Below are 15,962 nucleotides of genomic sequence, written 5' to 3' on the forward strand. Positions count from 1 at the left end.
TTCCGTACCGATTGGTTTGAATATGGCTGGTGTGCAGTCGGATTCGTCGAACGGGCCGATCGCGGCGCCGTCCGTACAGTGGGAGCATGGACAAGCCCGACGTGACACTCGAGAACTCCGACGCGGTCTACGACTACTACCTGGCTCACCAGCAGAACCGGCTGCTCGCCAAGGCCGCGTACGCGACGCTCGCCTACCGGTTCCGCCCCCGGATCAGGTACGCGGAGGGCGTGCGGGAGCGGTTGCGGGAGTTGGTGCGCTCGAACACCCGGCTGGTGCTGGCGGTCAACCACCTCACGGAGCGGGACCCGTACACGGTGGCCGGCGCGGCCTGGCGCAGCCCGCTGCGACAGGTGATCGGGCGGACCAGGGTGCTGGCGAAGGACGAGCTGTTCGCCGAGCCGACGCGGCGTGACCGCATCGACCTGATGGGCAGCATCCCGGTCTTCCGTGGCAAGAACCACGGCATGCGGGCGGTCAACGCGGCTGGTCAGCGGATGATGGACGTGTGTGCCGAGCGGATGCGCCGAGGCGACGACGTGGCCATCTTCCCGGAGGGTACCTGCAACGAGGAGGACCCGACCCGGCTCCAGCGGATCGGCAGCGGGATCGGTCACATCACCAGCCGGGCGATGAAGCTCGGCGTGCGCCCGGCTCTGGTGCACATGGGGATCAGCTACGGTCCGGGCGTCGACCGGTACGCCGACGACGCCGCCGTGCGCGGGGCCAGTGTGTACTTCACGACCCCCGTGACCGACCTGCCCGAGAAGCCCGCGGAGATCGCCCGGCTGGTTCAGGCGGGGTTGCAGGACGCCGTCGACGGCGCGGTGGCCCGGTACTGACGCCGCTCCTATACCCCCTTGGGTATGCTGGGGTGAGACGACGAAAGAGGGAGCGCAATGCAGCAAGTGGACCTGGCCGGCCTGGACGAGGCGCTGGCGGCGGGCGCACCGGTGATCGACGTGCGCGAGGCCGACGAGTACGCGCAGGGTCACGTACCCGGTGTGGCGCTGATCCCGCTCAGCGAGTTCGCCGGACGTGTCGGCGAGATCCCTTCGGCACCAACAGTGTTCGTCATCTGTGCGATGGGTGGCCGGAGCGCGCAGGCGGCGAACTTCCTCAACGCGTCGGGCATCAACGCAGTCAACGTCGTCGGCGGCACCGACGCGTGGGTCGCCTCGGGTCGCCCCGTCGAGACCGGCGCCTGAAAAATCGGCGCCTGACAGATCGGGGCCTGGCGAGGCGTCAGAAGTTCATCGTCAGGTTGTGCCTACCGGGGTTCATCCAGTCGGTGACAACCGCCTTACCCGGTGCCTGGGCGGTGCCGCCGCACCCTACGACGACCCGGAATCGCCCGGCGTCGTAGGTGGTGAAGGTGTAATTCTGGGTCCAGCTGTGGCCGCCGCCGTCGCTGAGTTTGCTCGGGCCGGACTCGCCCTTCTCGCTGACTACCCACGCACCGGTCGGTCGCGACTTCTGCTGTGCCGAGTTCTGGCAGGTCACCGTGCCGAAGACGGTCTGCGGCGTCAGGGCCTGCGCGGATGGGGCGGCGAGGAGGGCGGCCGCGGCAACGAGAGTCGCGGCGGCAGGTGCGGCTGTGAGCAAGCGCATCTTCGAGCCTTTCGATTGCGAGGGCTTTCGAAATCGACCGATGCAGAGTCTACGGCCGCAGCCGCGCCGTGTGGCTCGAATCAGGCGCGTCGCCACGCTCGGTCGTAGGCGTTCTCCTGCGCCTCCCGTGCGGCGCGGCGGCGCGGATTCTCCAGGTCCTGCGGCAGCCCGTTCTTCTGCAGGCGCCGGGCCCGGTTCTGGTCCATGTAGACCACCGAGTAGAACAGCGCCAGCAGCACGCCGAGGAGGACCATCGACCCTCGTAGCCACAGTGGGCCGGGGAAGAGCATGAACACCGCGAACAGTGGCAGGAACGGGACCATCGCGCGGATCAGGTGCCGGATCAGGAAGTGGTCGCCGGTCAGGTCGCGGAGGACCCAGGCGTGCATCGAATCGGGCAGCTTCGCGCCGCAGGCGTAGGCGACCCACTGCAGCGGGTTCGGTCGGGTGGCGCTCATGGGTTCAGGGCTCCTGCCTCGAGTGCGGCCTTGTTGATGTCGGTCAGGACGCGGTGCAACTCCTCGAGCTGTGGGAGCCCGACGCCGAGTGCCGCGACCACGGCCGGTGGGATCAGTTCGGCCTGCGCGCGCAGGTCGCGTCCGGCGTCGGTCAGGTCGACCACCAGCGACCGTTCGTCCTCGGTGCTGCGGCTGCGGGTGATCAGACCCGAGGCTTCGAGCCGCTTGAGCAACGGCGAGAGGGTCGGCGAATCCAGTTGCAGCGCAGCGCCTATCGATTTCACGGACATGGGCGCCTCGCCCCAGAGTGCGAGCATCACCAGGTACTGCGGGTGCGTCAGGCCCATCGGTTCGAGCAGCGGTCGGTAGACGGAGAGCACCGCCCGGTTGGCGACGGCCAGCGCGAAGCAGACCTGGCGGTCCAGTGCGAGCGGATCGGATTCGACGGCAGTCACATAAAGAAGCGTACACGAATAGATCGCGCACTAACTAAATCTGCGACGCACATCCGCTGAACGGGAGTTCATGGTCCGGTTTCGAGTCGAGAACGGACCGTGAACTCCCGTTCAACGCTGCGCGGAGCGGGTGGGGGGCTGTCACGGGCGGCGGCCGAGGCAGGCGGCGAGCCGGTCGATCGCCGGTGTGTCGTCGGCGACCTCCTGCGGCGGACCGAAGGGGCTGCGGTCGGGCGGGATGGCGGACAGCTTGCTGCGGGTGAATTCGAGCGCCTGCTCGGACATTGCGTCGGGGAAGTGGACCGCCTGCCCCGTCGCGCGGGCAAGGTCCCAGCCGTGGGTGAGGATCTCGGTGATCCGCAGGTGCAGTGCCACGATGCCGGGAACCGTGCCGAACGGCACCGTGACCTGCTGCTCGCGCACCCCCGGCCGGCGAAACGCCGCGAGCACCGCGTCTGCGGCGTCGCGGTAGGCGGCAGCCGGGTCGGAGCCGAGCGACTCGACGGGCGGCGGGCCGGGGATGCCGGCAGGCTGACGTCGGTTCACGACCTCGGCGAACATCTGGTTACCGGCGACCATGTGTGCGACCAGTTGGCGGACGCTCCAGTCGGTGCACGGTGTCGGCGCGTCCCACTGGTCGTCGCGAACGGCGGCGACCAGCTCCGTCGTGTCGGCGAGGACTCGGGCGAGTTGGTCTTCAGGTGAAGGAGCCATTCATCCGTCGTACCACCGCCGTCACCCGAGCGGAACCTTAAAACAGGCGCGATACCGGGGTGGTCGGGTCGATGGTGACGCCCATCCGGCGCAGGTTTCCGTCGAGCACCTGCCAGATGGACACGGTGAGAAAGTCGGCGAGCTGGTCGATGCCGACTTCGGACTGCGAGCTGCTCAGCCAGCGGTTGACGCTGACGTCGACCAGTCCGATCAGTCCGAACGCCATCGTCTCGGCCAGGGCCGGATCCTTGCCCTGCGTGCGCAGGATCGCGTCGAGCATCGCGCTGAGCTGCACCGCGATCGCGGTCTTGGTCCCGGTGACCGCCCGTGATCCGGTGGTCCGGTGGCTGGCCGATCCGATGCCGAGGAACTGGTGCAGTCGCGGCGACTCGACGATCCAGCGCAGGTAGTTGTCGACGGCGTTGGCGATGGCCTCCTCGATGGTGCCTTCGGGGGTCAGTCCCGGGGTCACGTGCTCCATCAGTCGTTCGAGGATCCGGGCCCGCAACTGTTCGTCGAGGTCGCCGCGGTCTTTGAAGACCCGGTAGACCACCGACCGGGGCACGCCGGCGCGCTCGGCGATCTGCTTGACCCCGATGTCCGCGCCGCCCTCGTCGATCGCGGCCATGGCGGCGTCGAGGATCCGGTCCCGGCGGTCGGCCTTGTGGTCGTCCCACCGGGTGGCGCGGCCGTCCGATTCGGGGCGCGGGGCGGCATCGACCTTCTCTGGCATCGACCACACGATACCCACACAGGTGATTGACGGGACAGTGTGTCTCACTTAGTTTAGTGGGACAGCGTGTCGCAGACAGTTTCGTCTCTCACTCAGGAGTGGAAATGGGCAACAGGGTTTTCGTCGTCGGCGTCGGGATGACGAAGTTCGAGAAGCCGGGGGCCCGCGAGTGGGACTACCCGGACATGGCCCGGGAGGCCGGCACCAAGGCCCTCGAGGACGCCGGCATCGACTACCGCCAGGTGGAACAGGCCTACGTCGGTTACGTCTACGGCGAGTCCACCTCCGGCCAGCGCGCCGTCTACGAGTTGGGCCTGACCGGCATCCCGATCGTCAACGTCAACAACAATTGCTCGACCGGCTCGACCGCGCTGTACCTCGCGACGCAGGCCGTCAAGAGTGGCCAGGCCGACTGCACCCTCGCGCTCGGCTTCGAGAAGATGCAAGCAGGCTCGCTCGGCACCATCTACGACGACCGCGAGCAGCCGATGATGCGGCACCTGCTCGCGCTCGCGGAGCTGCAGGAGTTCGCGATGCCGCCCGCGCCGTACATGTTCGGCGCCGCCGGCAAGGAGCACATGGAGCGGTACGGCACCACCGAGGAGCAGTTCGCCAAGATCGGCGTCAAGAACCACAAGCACTCCCTGAACAACCCGTACGCGCAGTTCCAGGACGAGTACACGCTCGAGGAGATCCTGGCGTCGAAGCGGATCTACGGCCCGCTGACCAAGCTGCAGTGCTCGCCGACCTCGGACGGTTCCGGCGCCGTGATCGTGGCGAGCGAGGCGTTCGTCGACAAGCACGGCCTCGCCGACCAGGCCGTCGAGATCGTCGGACAGGCCATGGTCACCGACATGGAGTCCACGTTCGCGGACCGGAGCGCGATCAGCCTCGTCGGCGCCGACATGACCCGTGTCGCCGCCCGCAAGGTGTACGAGCAGGCCGGCATCAGCGCCACCGACGTCGACGTCATCGAGCTGCACGACTGCTTCTCGACCAACGAGCTGCTGACCTACGAGGCGCTCGGCCTGTGCCCCGAGGGTGACGGCGGCAAGCTCGTCGACGCCGGCGCCACCACCTACGGCGGCCAGTGGGTCGTCAATCCGTCGGGCGGCCTGATCTCCAAGGGGCACCCCCTCGGCGCGACCGGTCTGGCCCAGTGCAGCGAGCTCACCTGGCAGCTGCGCGGCACCGCCGACGCCCGGCAGGTGTCGGCCGCCGCGACCACGTCCGGGGTCGCGCTGCAGCACAACATCGGTCTCGGCGGCGCGGTGGTCGTCACCGCCTACCGGCCCGCCAATCGCTAGTCATCCAACCCAGAACATCCTCACCCGCAAGGAGTTTCGTCATGGCTTCCGTTTCCGTCTCCGCCTCGCTGCCCGCCGCCCCCGAGAAGACCTGGTCCGCGCTCTCCGACCTGTCCCGCTGGGAGGAGTGGTTGACCATCCACCAGGGCTGGAAGAGCGAACTGCCCACCGAGGTCGCGCTCGGTGCCAACTTCACCGAGGTCGTCTCGGTGATGGGCATGGCCAACAAGATCGAGTGGACCGTCACCGAGGTGGACGCCCCGAACCTGGTGAAGATCGCGGGCACCGGCATGGCCGGCGTCACCGTCGAGTTCACCCTCAAGGTCGAGCCGGAGGGCTCGGGTTCCAAGGCCGTCATCGACGCCAGCTTCAAGGGCACCATGATCGTCGGCCCGATCGGCAAGGCCGTTGCCAAGAACGCCGCCGCGGACCTCGAGGCCTCCCTCGCCAAGTTCGCCGAGCTGGTCGGCTGACGCCCTGATGAATGCGCCGGTCGACAGGGAAAACGCAGTCGAGTTCGACTCGTCGGGTCTCGGTCAGTGGACCGACGAGGAACGCTTCGAGGTCACCGCCGAACGGATCGCCGAGTACGCCGCGGCCACCAACGACCCGATCGAGCGGCACCTGCGCGGCGAGATCGCCCCGCCGGTGTTCGCGGTGGTGCCGGCCTTCTTCTCGATGGCACCCGCCGCGCTCTCGGTGGCGCCGGTCGAACTGTTGATGAAGTTGGTGCACGGCGAGCAGGACTTCCACTTCCACCGCCCGATCTACCCCGGCGACACACTGGTGGTGCGGGCCAAGCCGACCGGGTTCGAGGGCCGCGAGAACGGCTCGACCGTGGTCGTGTACGTCGAGACCCGCACTGACACGGGCGAACTGGTCAACGAGCAGTGGATGACCGCGTTCTTCCGTAAGTCCGACGCAGGTCCCGGAGTGGGTGACAAGGCGCCCGAGCATCGCTTCGACGAGGCGCTGCGCGGCACTGCTCCGGCGGCGTCGGTTACCGCGCACATCGACAAGGACCAGACGTTCCGGTACTCGCCGGCCTCGGGCGACCCGATGCCGATCCATCTCGACGACGAGATCGCGCGGATGTCCGGACTGCCCGGGATCATCAACCACGGCCTGTGCACCATGGCGTTCACGTCCTGGGCCGCGCTCACCGAGCTGTCCGACGGCAGGACCGAAAGGCTGCGCCGGCTCGCGGTCCGCTTCGCCAAACCGGTTCTGCCCGAACAGGACATCGAGACGCGGTTCTGGGCTGCGCCCGTGAGTCCTTCTGGTCCGCAGGGGGGCCGAAAGGACTCACAGGCGTATGCCTTCGAGACCACCGTCGGCGACGAACTGGTCATCAAGGACGGCCTCGCCGTCATCTCCGACAGCTGAATCTGCTGTCACCACATTTTGAGGAGGCCTCACCAATGGGAAGCTTGGACGGACGCGTTGCGATCATCACCGGCGCGGGACGCGGCATCGGCCGCGAGCACGCGCTGCTGTTCGCGCGGGAGGGCGCCAGCGTCGTGGTCAACGACCTCGGCGGCGCCAACGACGGGTCCGGCTCCGACGCCGGACCGGCCCAGCAGGTCGTCGACGAGATCGTCGCGGCCGGTGGGAAGGCTGTCGCGAACACCGACAACGTGGCCGACTGGGCCGGCGCGAAGGCGCTGGTCGACCAGGCCGTGAGCGAGTTCGGTCGACTCGACGTGCTGGTCAACAATGCGGGGATCCTGCGCGACGCGTTCATCGCGGGCATGGAGGAGAGCCAGTGGGACGCGGTGATCGCGGTGCACCTCAAGGGGCACGCGGCCACCCTGCACCACGCCGCCGCGTACTGGAAGGCGCAGTCCAAGGCGGGCGAGCCGGTCAGTGCGGCGGTCGTCAACACGTCCTCGGCGTCGGGCACGTTCATGCCGAACGCCGGCCAGGGCAACTACGGAGCAGCCAAGGCGGGCATCGCCGCGCTGACCCTGGTCGCCGCGGACGAACTCGAGCGCTACGGCGTACGGGTCAACGCGATCGCGCCGATCGCCCGCACCCGACTGACCCTCGCCACGCCGGGCATGGGTGCGCTGTTCGCCGCCGAGGTCCCCGAGGGCGAGTTCGACGCGTTCGCACCGTCGAACATCTCCCCGCTGGTGGCCCGACTCGCCTCCGCGGACTGCAAGCTCACCGGCAAGGTGTACGCGGTGCAGGGCGGCGGCATCACCGAGCTCGCCGGCTGGCACGACGTCACCACCATCGAGTCCGAGGGGCCGTGGACCATCGACGACCTCGCCGACCGGCTGGGCTGACGACCATGGCGCGCAACAGTTACGAGCTCGGCCTCGGCCTGAGCGAGGAGCATACGGCGCTGGCCGACTCGGTGCGGGCGTTCGCCGAGCGGACCATCACCGCCGAGCAGGTCCGGGCGGCAGTCGACGCGAAGTCGGAAGCAAAGTTCCCCGAGTTCTGGTCGGCGTTGGTCGGGCAGGACCTGCTGGGCCTGGCGGTCCCGGAGGCGCAGGGTGGGCACGGCGCCGGCCTGCTCGGGCTGGCGGTGGCACTGGAAGCGTTGGGGCGCACCGTTTCTCCCGGCCCCTTCGTGCCGACGGCGCTGGCGGTCGCGGTGCTCGCGGCCGCCGACTCGAAGGTCGGCATCGAGGTGCTGCCGGGTCTGCTCGACGGGTCCCGGACCGGGGCGGTGGCGCTGGGGCAGGGGCAGTTTCACGTGGAACCCGACCAGGGCGGCTACCGCCTGACCGGTGTGGCCGACGCGGTGCTCGGCGGCGAACATGCCGACGTGCTGCTGCTGCCGGCCACCATCGGCGACGAGACCCGCTGGGTGGTAGTCGATTCCGCCGACGTGACCGTCACCGCACAGGACAGCATCGACGTGCTGCGCGGCTCGGCTCGGGTGCAGGCCGACGGCATCCGAGTGGACGCCGGCCGGGTGCTCGACGGACTCGACGAGAGGCGGGTGCGCTCGATCGCGACCGTGGTGCTCGGCGCGGAGGCGGTCGGCGTGATGTCGTGGTGCGTGTCGACGGCGTCGGAGTACGCCAAGACGCGGATCCAGTTCGGCCGACCGATCGGCCAGTTCCAGGGCGTCAAGCACAAGTGCGCGCACATGGGCATCGCGCTGGAGAAGGCGCGGGCGGTGGTGTGGGACGCGGCGTCCGCACTCGACTCCGGTGACACCACAGCCGATTTCGCGGCGGACGTGGCAGCGGTGATCGTGCCGGATGCGGCCGTGCAGGTGGCGCAGGACTGCATCCAGGTGCACGGCGGCATCGGGTTCACCTGGGAGCACGACGCGCATCTGTACTACCGCCGCGCACTGTCGTTGCGGGGCGTGCTCGGCACCCGCGAGGACCGGGCCGACCGGGTCGCGGCCCAAGCGCTCGCGGGCGTCACGCGGGCATCGGTGATCGAACTGCCGGACGAGGCCGAGCCGATCCGCGAGGCCGTCCGCGCCGAACTTGCCCCGGTCGCTGCGATCGAGGACGAGGACGATCAGCTGATCGCGCTCGGCGACGGCGGCTGGGTGCAGCCGCACCTGCCCGAGCCGTTCGGGCGCGGCGCGGGACCCTTGGAACAGATCGTCATCTCGCAGGAGATCAGGGCGGCGGGGATCGCGATGCCGCAGCTGCTGATGGGCGGCTGGGCGGTCTCCGCGGTGGTCGGGCACGGAAACGAGCAGCAGAAGCAGGACCTGGTGGTCCCCACCCTGCGCGGCGATCTCGTGTGGTGCCAGCTGTTCTCCGAGCCGGGTGCCGGATCGGATCTGGCGGCGTTGAGCACCAAGGCCGAGAAGGTCGACGGTGGTTGGAAGATCACGGGACAGAAGATCTGGACCACCGTCGCGCAGTTCGCGGACTGGGCGATGCTCATCGCGCGCACCGACCCGTCCAAACCCAAGCACGAGGGCATCACGTACTTCGTGCTGGACATGTCCACTCCGGGCGTGACGGTGCGGCCGCTGCGGGAGATGACCGGCTCGGCGCTGTTCAACGAGGTATTCCTCGACGACGTCTTCATTCCCGACGAGAACGTGATCGGCGCGGTGAACGACGGCTGGCATGTCGCGCGCACCACCCTGGCCGGCGAGCGGGTGGCGTTGAGCCAGAAGATGGAGGCCTACGCCAGTGACAGCGACCTGCTGGCGTTCGTCGCGGGCCGCGAGCTGGGCCCCGTCGGGCGGTTCCACTTCGGCGAGTTGATCGCCGAGAGTCAGGCCATCGACCTGATCGGGTCCCGCATCGTGCTCAAGCAGTTGTCGGGTGTGGACGTGAGCACCACCTCGTCGGTCGGCAAACTGTTGGGTATGGGTCTGGGACAGTCGATCTCGGAGTTCGTGGTCGCCGAGCTGGGGGCGGCGGGCGCCGTTGCGATACCCGGACAGCCGAGCGACAAGGCGATGGAACAGCTAATCGCCGGGCGTGCGACGACCATCTACGGCGGCACCACCGAGGTGCAGCTGAACGTGATCGGCGAGCGGATGCTGGGGTTGCCTCGGGATTGAGTCGGCTACGCGGCAGCGGATCCCGGAGTTCGTCGGACTCCGGGACCCGCTCTGCTGTCGTTACGGTCTCTGCAGAATTGAGCGGTTGTAGTAGCCGTCGTCGTCCTCATCGGCGGGGCGATCGGTCGCCGTCGCGTCGGATGCGTTCTCCGCCAGCGCCATCAGGGCGGTGATGCGGGGATCGGCGCCGAGTTCGCCGCGCAGGTCCCGTGCCTGCACCTCGGCGTCGCGGCGGGCGGACTCGTACGCCTCGACGTGCTCGCACCCTCCCCAGAGTGCGAATGTGCTGGTCAGGACGATAGCACGAGGTCGGAGAGGGCGAAGTCGGTCGGAGCGGGCGGGCCGGGCAGGGCCTGCACACACCTTTTGTCGCGATCACCCTGGCAAAGAACGAATGAACGCCCAGTAGGGGTGTGACGGCGACGAAACGTGTGTGTGATCGAGGTCGTTAGTGGCCGGGGTGACCGTCGAGCGCGACGAACCGCCGAAGTTTCCCGGTCGACTCGTGTCGCTCGAGCCGGTCGACGACGCGGACACGCACCTCCGCGTCCGGCAGCCGATGCCGGCGCAGAGCGGCCACCAGCGACGAAGTCAGTGTGGCCGTGTCGGGTCGGCCCACCACGAGGATCTCCGCCCCGGCGCTGGTCTGCCGAACCTGGTACTCGGAGACGCGAGGATCGGTGCCGAGCACGTGGCGGAACGCGCTCGCGGGCACCGTGCACAACCCGTAGTGGAAGTCGTCGTCACGGCGGCCGGCGATGTCGGCCACCCGCACGAACGCGCTTCCGCAGGAGCACTGTCCAGGCAACATCGTGACCTGGTCGCCGAGGTCGTAGCGAATGAACGGGAACGTCCGGTTGGCGAGCCCGGTGGCGAGGGTCCTGGCGGCGGGTTCGTCGTCAGGGACCGGCACACCGGCCTCGTCGACGCGTTCGAGTACCACCTCGTCCTCGCACACGTGCAGCCCGTCGGCGTGCCCGCACCCGACCGCCTGCACGCCGATCTCGGTCGACCCCCACAGGTTGTGGATCGGCACGTGCCAGGCGTCACGCACGGCCTGTCGATCCTCGTCGAGCAGGGGCTCGGAGTTCGTGCTGACCCGGGCGAGCTCAAGCTCCAGGTCGCCCGCCAGGGCCGCGCGGGCCAGCCGGCCCACCACCGTCGCGTACCCGACGAGATGGGTCGGCCGGGCTGCCGCGACCGCGGCGAGGACCTCGTCGAACGGTGCGCGCGCGGGGATCACGACGGTGTCCATCCCCGGTGCGGTCGCCACGTCGAACAACGGAGTGCTGGCATGCGGAGGCTCACCGGCCGTGAGCACCGCGAGGCGGGTTGCACGTGGCAGCGGCGGACCCCGCAGCTCCTCCCGCGCCTGGAATCGCCAGGCGAGGCAGGCGAAGGACACGAACAGCTCCCAATCCCACGCGTACACACCCCGCACACCGCTCGACCCGCCGGAGCTGAAGATCTGCTGACCGCCCGGCGTGTACGAAAACCACGGTTGTTCGGCCAGGATGCGCTCTGCTGCGCGGCGGTCCAGGTCGGGGACCGTCACGATGGTGTCCCACTCGTCCTGCGCCTCCTGCTTGGTCATCACCGGCAGACTCGCCAGGTCGGCGACCGTGGCGGTAGACGGATCGAGGTCACGCAATCGTCGCGAGTGAAAAGGCGACCGCTCGCGGGCGTATCCGAGCAGCGCCCGCAGCCGCTGGTCGCGGTAGCGCTCGATCTGTTCCCGCGACCAGTCCATGCGCCCGATGTGGTCCTCGAACGCCGCGTGCACCGCATCGAGGTGTGCGTCGCGTACGCGCCCGTACGCCGCTCTCGGATCGCGCACCTGAGGGCTGCTGTCGTGGACCGATCGGGACATCGTCTTCTCCGCGCCAGAGGAGATCTTGGGTCAGATCGTGCACCTGCCGACCAGTCTTCCACAGCTGCGAAATCAGATCATCCCCGCGAACGCGCCGCGGCGATCCGGGCGAGGCTGCCTGCCGTCACAGAACAGGCTCGGGGACAATGAACGCCATGGCGACCGTTCAACCCTCGGCGAGCGACGAGAACTTCGCAACGCTGCAACAGGACCCGTTCTTCGACGTGGTCACCGACCTGATCTCCGGGTACCTTGCCGATGCGTTCGACGATCCGGCCGGCGGGGAGGTGGATCGATGGACGCTGAGCGCGCTGCCGGCGACCAACAGTGCCGCGGAGCGGCAGCGGCTGTTCACCCTCAACGTCGGGCCGATGGAGGTGCTCTTCGTCGAGCGGTTCACGGAGGGCGGCGAGGTGGTGGACTACCGCACCGGGCTGTATGTGTCGGCATCCGCGCTGAACGCCGAAACCGGTTGCACACTGGACGAACTCGCGCTCCGAACGCCGCTGGTACGGATGCAGCCCACCTCGATGGCATCCGCGGACGGGGACGGCGTCCTGCTGGACTGGTTCCTCTCCGACGAGGGCGCCGACGAGCAGTTCTTCGAGCTGCCGCTGGACAAGGCGACCCGGCCCCTCGCCGAACATCTCGTCACGAAGGGCCGCGGGCCCTACGCCCAGTTCCACAACCGCGCGTTCGCGGCCCACGTCCTCGCGCAGGAGACGACCGATGAGTGACGACCTGCCGATCCGACTGCCGCGGGTCCTGCGGGACGGGGACGACGACGCAGCCGTCGACGTGCTGCGGGAGTACTTCGCGCGCCCGGTGATCAAGACGGGCCACCTACGCACCGGCGCGAGGTGGGACTCGTGGGACCCCAGCGGCAGGCGTGAGGCCGACGCCGACACCTTCACCGCCGACGATCTCGTCGCAGTGACCCTGTTGTCGGTACAGGTGCCGGCGCAGGGGGCGTGGATCATGCTCGGGGACAAGCACGCCGAGCTCGATCGCCTACTCGTCGAGGTGGGGCCGGACCGCGAGCTCGTCGACGAACCCGAACCCATGACACCGGAATCGCCGGCCCGGCGACTCGAAACCGCACTGCGGGAGGTCCACGGGATCGGTCGCACCATCGCGTCGAAACTCATTGCCCGCAAACGCCCGCGGCTGTACCCGATCTACGACGACGTCGTGGGGAGGCAGCTCGGCACGAAGGTCGCGCACCTCGAGCCGGTGCGGCTCTCGCTTCGCCACCGCGATGGCGAACTGCACCGTCGACTGGTCGACCTGCGGCAGCGGGCGGACCTCCCGGAGTCGGTGCCCGCGGTGCGGGTGCTGGACGTGCTCGCATGGATGCAGGGCAAGGGATACTGATCGACTGTGACGGGGAGGCAATGGCGCGAGGTCGTGCCCGACACCGTGCACGACGCGCTCGACACTCATGGCTGGCGGGTCCGCGCGGCGTCGGCGCGGGGGAGTGCGCACCACGACGCGGCGACGCCACGGCAGGACGCGTACGCGGTGCGGCACGGACGCGGCCGTCTCGCGGTGGTGGTCTGCGACGGCCTCGGCACGATGGAGTTCTCCCACCTGGCCGCGGAGGCGGCGAGCGCGGCGCTGGCCGATCATCTGCTCACCGCGGAACTCGAGGTTTCCGGCGACTGGACCGTGCACCTGCGGGTCGCCTCCCAGGCGGTGACCCGGGCGGCGGGTGACGTGCTCGGTGACAGCGCACCGAGCCTCGACGCCGTCGCCGACGTCATGGCCACCACCGTGACCGCCTTCGTCGTCGAGGGGGTCGACGGTGGCGGCCCCTGGCTGGCACACACTGCGACCGTCGGCGACAGCAGTGCCTGGTGGCGGCAGACCCGTTCCGGCGCACTCGGATTCGACCCCTGGCTGCTGATGTCCGGAGGGCGTCTGACCCGCAGCGAGGTCGCCGCCACGCGTGCGCTCGCCCTCCCGCTGCCCGACGACGCCGTCGTCGCCGGCTCCAGTTACGAGGTAGACCGCGAGGAACTGCTCGTCGTGTGTAGCGACGGCATAGGCGACGCGTTCGACGACGGCGGCAGCGCCGTCGCCGCCGGGTTCGCGACCGGATGGACCACCCCGCCGCGGCTGTCCGACCTCGCCGATCGCATCGCGTCCGAGGAGGCCGGTCACCGCGACGACCGCACCGTCGTCGCGGTGTGGACGCCGCGGTGACAGTCCGTCTCAGTTCACCGGCGTCCAGACCCCGCACCGCTTCGCGGTGAACGCGACGTCCGAGGCCTGGATCGTCACCACTGCCGGCCCGTTCTCGTTGCCGTTGGCGAGGATCTCGTCGAAGTCGCCGCTGGTTCCGCTGGACCGCTGCCAGTAGCACCCGTTGGTCCCGCTGTTGCGGTAGGTGCCGGGGTTGATGTCCTTGCCCACCAGGAAGATTCCGTCGCCCTTGATGGTGCTGCGCGCCGCCTCGCGCTCCTTCGGCAGCAGTGCCTGCTCGCGCTGAGCGAGCTCGCCGCTCAGTTTGTCGAGCTGCACCTTGCGGGTGTCGAGCGCGGCGTTCTCGATCCGGGTCCGGTCGGCCAGGCCCTTCTCGCGCTGCTCGACCGACTGCACTCGCTGCGTCGTCGACTGCTCCTGCGCCGTCGCGGCCTGCTCACGCTGCTCGATCGAGGCGATGCGCTCGCCGAACGGGTCCGACCACGCGAGAATGCCGATGCCGACACCGAACAGCAGCGCCGCGACCATCGCGCAGATCCACGGCCAGCGGTGCGGCGTGGTGGGGGCGACGGTCGGCGCGGTCGGAACCAGCGGCTCCGTGGAGGGGAAGTACTCGGTCACGTCGAGCTCCTGTGCATACGAACGAGGTCGCGCGCCGACGGTTCCTGCCGTCATTGCGCGACGCGCCCTCGACATTTGTGAGAGCCGCACAGACTGACAGAGGGCACCGACAAGTTTCGCCGCCGCGCATGCGGCGACCTCACCGAGTCGCAGAACTGGGCACGATGGGGTCCGGCGACGAGATCCGCGACACTACCGCGGACCTACTGCACGAGCGCTTCTCCCGATGGGCGTGAACACCGGTTCCGTGAGGTGCGGTTCGTCCGCAATGTCTGAACGGCATGGAGTTGCCAGCAAACGTGAAGGTGCCTGGCATTGCGAGCCGCCTCGAGGCGCGGGTACGAATGAGTTGTCGGCCAGTCGTGCAACACATTTCGTCGCAGGCAGGTTCGGCACCGTATCGCACTCATCGACAAAGGAGTATTCACATGGGTTCATCGAACTCGGATCTCAGTCAGATCGGTTCCATCGCAGGCATTGGCGCCGTACTGCTTGCCCTGGTCGCGGCGGGAACCGGCAGCGCATCGATGTCGGGATAGCAGGTCTCGTTCGTCTCCCCCCGACGACATCCGGCCCGCGCCCGATCGGGTGGGGCCGAATGTCGGGCCATTGGTGGACCGACGTCACGCCGCAGGCGGACCTGCGGCGTGACGTCCCGGATCGGTGCGATGGCGGTCCCTCGCCCGCGGCTGTGACCTCGGCGCACTAGACGAGGTACTGGGCCCGCCACGCCAACACTCCGGTCCCCACGCACACCCCCGCCAGCAGGACCACCCACAGCCACCGCGGCAGGTGGGTGAGGTTCCGCAGCTGGTCGAGATCCGAGTGGCCCGAGCGGGTCCCGGCAGCCTCGACGACCGTGCGCAGGTTCCCGATGAGCAGCAGCCAGATGGCGACGTAGCCGAACTGCAGCTGTAGGGAGGCTGATCCGAAGTAGGCGACGACGCCGAATGCGGCACCGCTGACCACCAGCACGAGGAGGCCGAAGAGGTTCCGGATGAACGGCAGCATCACGACCATCAGTCCCACGGTGCCCCACAGCAGGATTCGGAGCCAGCCGCCCGCAACGAGGGCGGCACCGCCGAGGCCGAGCAGGGACGGCGCGAGATAGCCCGCCGCGGCAGTCAGCACCATCCCGGGCCCGCGCGGCTTACCGCGGGAGAGCGTCAGACCCGAAGTGTCCGAATGTAATCGGATCCCGGTCAACCGTCGCCCCGTCGCGACCGCGGCAATGGCGTGGCCCGCCTCGTGCGCGAGTGTCACCGCGTGCCGGGACAGCGGCCACAACGGCCGCAGCAGCACGAGCGCGGCCGCAACGACGATCGGCAGGTAGGTGGACCACTGGTCCCAGTCCGGATTCACCCGACCATCGTGCCAACCCCGCCCGGCGACACCGACACCGCCGGGTGAAGGGAACCTTCAACCAGGTAGACAGGGTGAAGGTTCCCTTCACCCTGGGCTGGCGTGGGTGTCTTGGTGTGTGGGGG

General features: G+C 69.0%; 19 protein-coding genes. 10 read left to right on the forward strand and 9 right to left on the reverse strand.

The window, feature by feature from the left end; genetic code table 11:
• Positions 1-86: 86 nt before the first annotated feature.
• On the forward strand, positions 87-842 hold the full coding sequence (locus FK531_RS10055; protein ID WP_142098616.1) for a lysophospholipid acyltransferase family protein: 756 nt from the start codon (positions 87-89) through the stop codon (positions 840-842).
• A gap of 57 nt (positions 843-899) precedes the next feature.
• A complete protein-coding gene (locus tag FK531_RS10060) occupies positions 900-1,208 on the forward strand; it encodes a rhodanese-like domain-containing protein (protein ID WP_142098619.1) in 309 nt (102 codons plus the stop codon).
• Between the two features lie 37 nt (positions 1,209-1,245).
• Here FK531_RS10060 and FK531_RS10065 read toward each other — a convergent pair whose 3' ends face one another.
• The 5 genes from FK531_RS10065 to FK531_RS10085 all read right to left on the reverse strand — a co-directional run bounded on the left by FK531_RS10065 (position 1,246) and on the right by FK531_RS10085 (position 3,971).
• Positions 1,246-1,611 carry a hypothetical protein gene (locus FK531_RS10065; protein ID WP_142098622.1) on the reverse strand — a complete coding sequence of 122 codons (366 nt, stop codon included), beginning with the start codon at positions 1,609-1,611 and terminating at the stop codon, positions 1,246-1,248.
• Between the two features lie 80 nt (positions 1,612-1,691).
• On the reverse strand, positions 1,692-2,069 hold the full coding sequence (locus tag FK531_RS10070) for a DUF5313 family protein (protein WP_142098625.1): 378 nt from the start codon (positions 2,067-2,069) through the stop codon (positions 1,692-1,694).
• Positions 2,066-2,524 carry a MarR family winged helix-turn-helix transcriptional regulator gene (locus tag FK531_RS10075; protein ID WP_142098629.1) on the reverse strand — a complete coding sequence of 153 codons (459 nt, stop codon included), beginning with the start codon at positions 2,522-2,524 and terminating at the stop codon, positions 2,066-2,068. The genes FK531_RS10070 and FK531_RS10075 overlap by 4 nt, the downstream gene beginning before the upstream one ends.
• Before the next feature lie 141 nt (positions 2,525-2,665).
• Complete coding sequence (locus FK531_RS10080; protein WP_142098633.1) at positions 2,666-3,238, reverse strand: TIGR03086 family metal-binding protein; 573 nt, start codon at positions 3,236-3,238, stop codon at positions 2,666-2,668.
• A 37-nt stretch (positions 3,239-3,275) separates the two neighbouring features.
• Positions 3,276-3,971, reverse strand: a complete 696-nt coding sequence (locus tag FK531_RS10085; RefSeq protein WP_142098636.1) for a TetR/AcrR family transcriptional regulator — start codon at positions 3,969-3,971, stop codon at positions 3,276-3,278.
• Between the two features lie 104 nt (positions 3,972-4,075).
• On the opposite strand from FK531_RS10085, the gene FK531_RS10090 reads away from it, so the two are divergent.
• The 5 genes from FK531_RS10090 to FK531_RS10110 are packed head-to-tail and all read left to right on the forward strand — an operon-like array spanning position 4,076 to position 9,779.
• Positions 4,076-5,278 (forward strand): lipid-transfer protein, encoded by a 1,203-nt coding sequence (locus tag FK531_RS10090; RefSeq protein ID WP_142098639.1) that lies wholly within the window; start codon positions 4,076-4,078, stop codon positions 5,276-5,278.
• A gap of 41 nt (positions 5,279-5,319) precedes the next feature.
• Positions 5,320-5,751, forward strand: coding sequence for a type II toxin-antitoxin system Rv0910 family toxin (locus FK531_RS10095; RefSeq protein ID WP_142098642.1), 432 nt, complete (start codon positions 5,320-5,322; stop codon positions 5,749-5,751).
• 7 nt (positions 5,752-5,758) lie between these two features.
• Entirely contained in the window at positions 5,759-6,664 is a 906-nt protein-coding gene (locus tag FK531_RS10100) for a MaoC/PaaZ C-terminal domain-containing protein (protein ID WP_142098645.1), read from the forward strand.
• Between the two features lie 35 nt (positions 6,665-6,699).
• A complete protein-coding gene (locus FK531_RS10105; RefSeq protein ID WP_142098648.1) occupies positions 6,700-7,569 on the forward strand; it encodes an SDR family oxidoreductase in 870 nt (289 codons plus the stop codon).
• Between the two features lie 5 nt (positions 7,570-7,574).
• On the forward strand, positions 7,575-9,779 hold the full coding sequence (locus FK531_RS10110; protein WP_142098651.1) for an acyl-CoA dehydrogenase family protein: 2,205 nt from the start codon (positions 7,575-7,577) through the stop codon (positions 9,777-9,779).
• A 60-nt stretch (positions 9,780-9,839) separates the two neighbouring features.
• Here FK531_RS10110 and FK531_RS22345 read toward each other — a convergent pair whose 3' ends face one another.
• Positions 9,840-9,998: a hypothetical protein gene (locus FK531_RS22345; protein ID WP_181762898.1), complete on the reverse strand. Its 159-nt coding sequence runs from the start codon at positions 9,996-9,998 to the stop codon at positions 9,840-9,842.
• A 229-nt stretch (positions 9,999-10,227) separates the two neighbouring features.
• Positions 10,228-11,649, reverse strand: a complete 1,422-nt coding sequence (locus FK531_RS10115; protein ID WP_142098654.1) for a phenylacetate--CoA ligase family protein — start codon at positions 11,647-11,649, stop codon at positions 10,228-10,230.
• 155 nt (positions 11,650-11,804) lie between these two features.
• Here FK531_RS10115 and FK531_RS10120 point away from each other — a divergent pair, with 155 nt between their 5' ends.
• The 3 genes from FK531_RS10120 to FK531_RS10130 are packed head-to-tail and all read left to right on the forward strand — an operon-like array spanning position 11,805 to position 13,854.
• Positions 11,805-12,386 carry a hypothetical protein gene (locus FK531_RS10120; protein WP_142098657.1) on the forward strand — a complete coding sequence of 194 codons (582 nt, stop codon included), beginning with the start codon at positions 11,805-11,807 and terminating at the stop codon, positions 12,384-12,386.
• On the forward strand, positions 12,379-13,023 hold the full coding sequence (locus tag FK531_RS10125; protein ID WP_142098660.1) for a DUF6308 family protein: 645 nt from the start codon (positions 12,379-12,381) through the stop codon (positions 13,021-13,023). The genes FK531_RS10120 and FK531_RS10125 overlap by 8 nt, the downstream gene beginning before the upstream one ends.
• A gap of 6 nt (positions 13,024-13,029) precedes the next feature.
• On the forward strand, positions 13,030-13,854 hold the full coding sequence (locus FK531_RS10130) for a protein phosphatase 2C domain-containing protein (protein WP_142098663.1): 825 nt from the start codon (positions 13,030-13,032) through the stop codon (positions 13,852-13,854).
• Positions 13,855-13,863: 9 nt separating this feature from the next.
• On the opposite strand, the gene FK531_RS10135 is transcribed toward FK531_RS10130, so the two are convergent.
• Together FK531_RS10135 and FK531_RS10140 are read right to left on the reverse strand one after the other, a co-directional pair.
• Complete coding sequence (locus FK531_RS10135; protein WP_142098666.1) at positions 13,864-14,475, reverse strand: Rv1352/Rv1906c domain-containing protein; 612 nt, start codon at positions 14,473-14,475, stop codon at positions 13,864-13,866.
• A gap of 705 nt (positions 14,476-15,180) precedes the next feature.
• A complete protein-coding gene (locus FK531_RS10140) occupies positions 15,181-15,837 on the reverse strand; it encodes a M50 family metallopeptidase (RefSeq protein WP_142098669.1) in 657 nt (218 codons plus the stop codon).
• Positions 15,838-15,962 lie beyond the last annotated feature (125 nt).

Source organism: Rhodococcus spelaei, from assembly GCF_006704125.1.
GTDB classification, from domain to species: Bacteria; Actinomycetota; Actinomycetes; order Mycobacteriales; family Mycobacteriaceae; genus Rhodococcus_G; species Rhodococcus_G spelaei.

Bases quoted from the DNA above. Each gene is read 5' to 3' on its own strand.
- FK531_RS10070 (WP_142098625.1), bottom strand. From the start codon at position 2,069: ATGAGCGCCACCCGACCGAACCCGCTGCAGTGGGTCGCCTACGCCTGC.
- FK531_RS10110 (WP_142098651.1), top strand. From the start codon at position 7,575: ATGGCGCGCAACAGTTACGAGCTCGGCCTCGGCCTGAGCGAGGAGCAT.
- FK531_RS10120 (WP_142098657.1), top strand. From the start codon at position 11,805: ATGGCGACCGTTCAACCCTCGGCGAGCGACGAGAACTTCGCAACGCTG.
- FK531_RS10095 (WP_142098642.1), top strand. From the start codon at position 5,320: ATGGCTTCCGTTTCCGTCTCCGCCTCGCTGCCCGCCGCCCCCGAGAAG.
- FK531_RS10100 (WP_142098645.1), top strand. From the start codon at position 5,759: ATGAATGCGCCGGTCGACAGGGAAAACGCAGTCGAGTTCGACTCGTCG.
- FK531_RS10055 (WP_142098616.1), top strand. From the start codon at position 87: ATGGACAAGCCCGACGTGACACTCGAGAACTCCGACGCGGTCTACGAC.
- FK531_RS10065 (WP_142098622.1), bottom strand. From the start codon at position 1,611: ATGCGCTTGCTCACAGCCGCACCTGCCGCCGCGACTCTCGTTGCCGCG.
- FK531_RS10115 (WP_142098654.1), bottom strand. From the start codon at position 11,649: ATGTCCCGATCGGTCCACGACAGCAGCCCTCAGGTGCGCGATCCGAGA.
- FK531_RS10085 (WP_142098636.1), bottom strand. From the start codon at position 3,971: ATGCCAGAGAAGGTCGATGCCGCCCCGCGCCCCGAATCGGACGGCCGC.
- FK531_RS10060 (WP_142098619.1), top strand. From the start codon at position 900: ATGCAGCAAGTGGACCTGGCCGGCCTGGACGAGGCGCTGGCGGCGGGC.
- FK531_RS10090 (WP_142098639.1), top strand. From the start codon at position 4,076: ATGGGCAACAGGGTTTTCGTCGTCGGCGTCGGGATGACGAAGTTCGAG.
- FK531_RS10080 (WP_142098633.1), bottom strand. From the start codon at position 3,238: ATGGCTCCTTCACCTGAAGACCAACTCGCCCGAGTCCTCGCCGACACG.
- FK531_RS10105 (WP_142098648.1), top strand. From the start codon at position 6,700: ATGGGAAGCTTGGACGGACGCGTTGCGATCATCACCGGCGCGGGACGC.
- FK531_RS10125 (WP_142098660.1), top strand. From the start codon at position 12,379: ATGAGTGACGACCTGCCGATCCGACTGCCGCGGGTCCTGCGGGACGGG.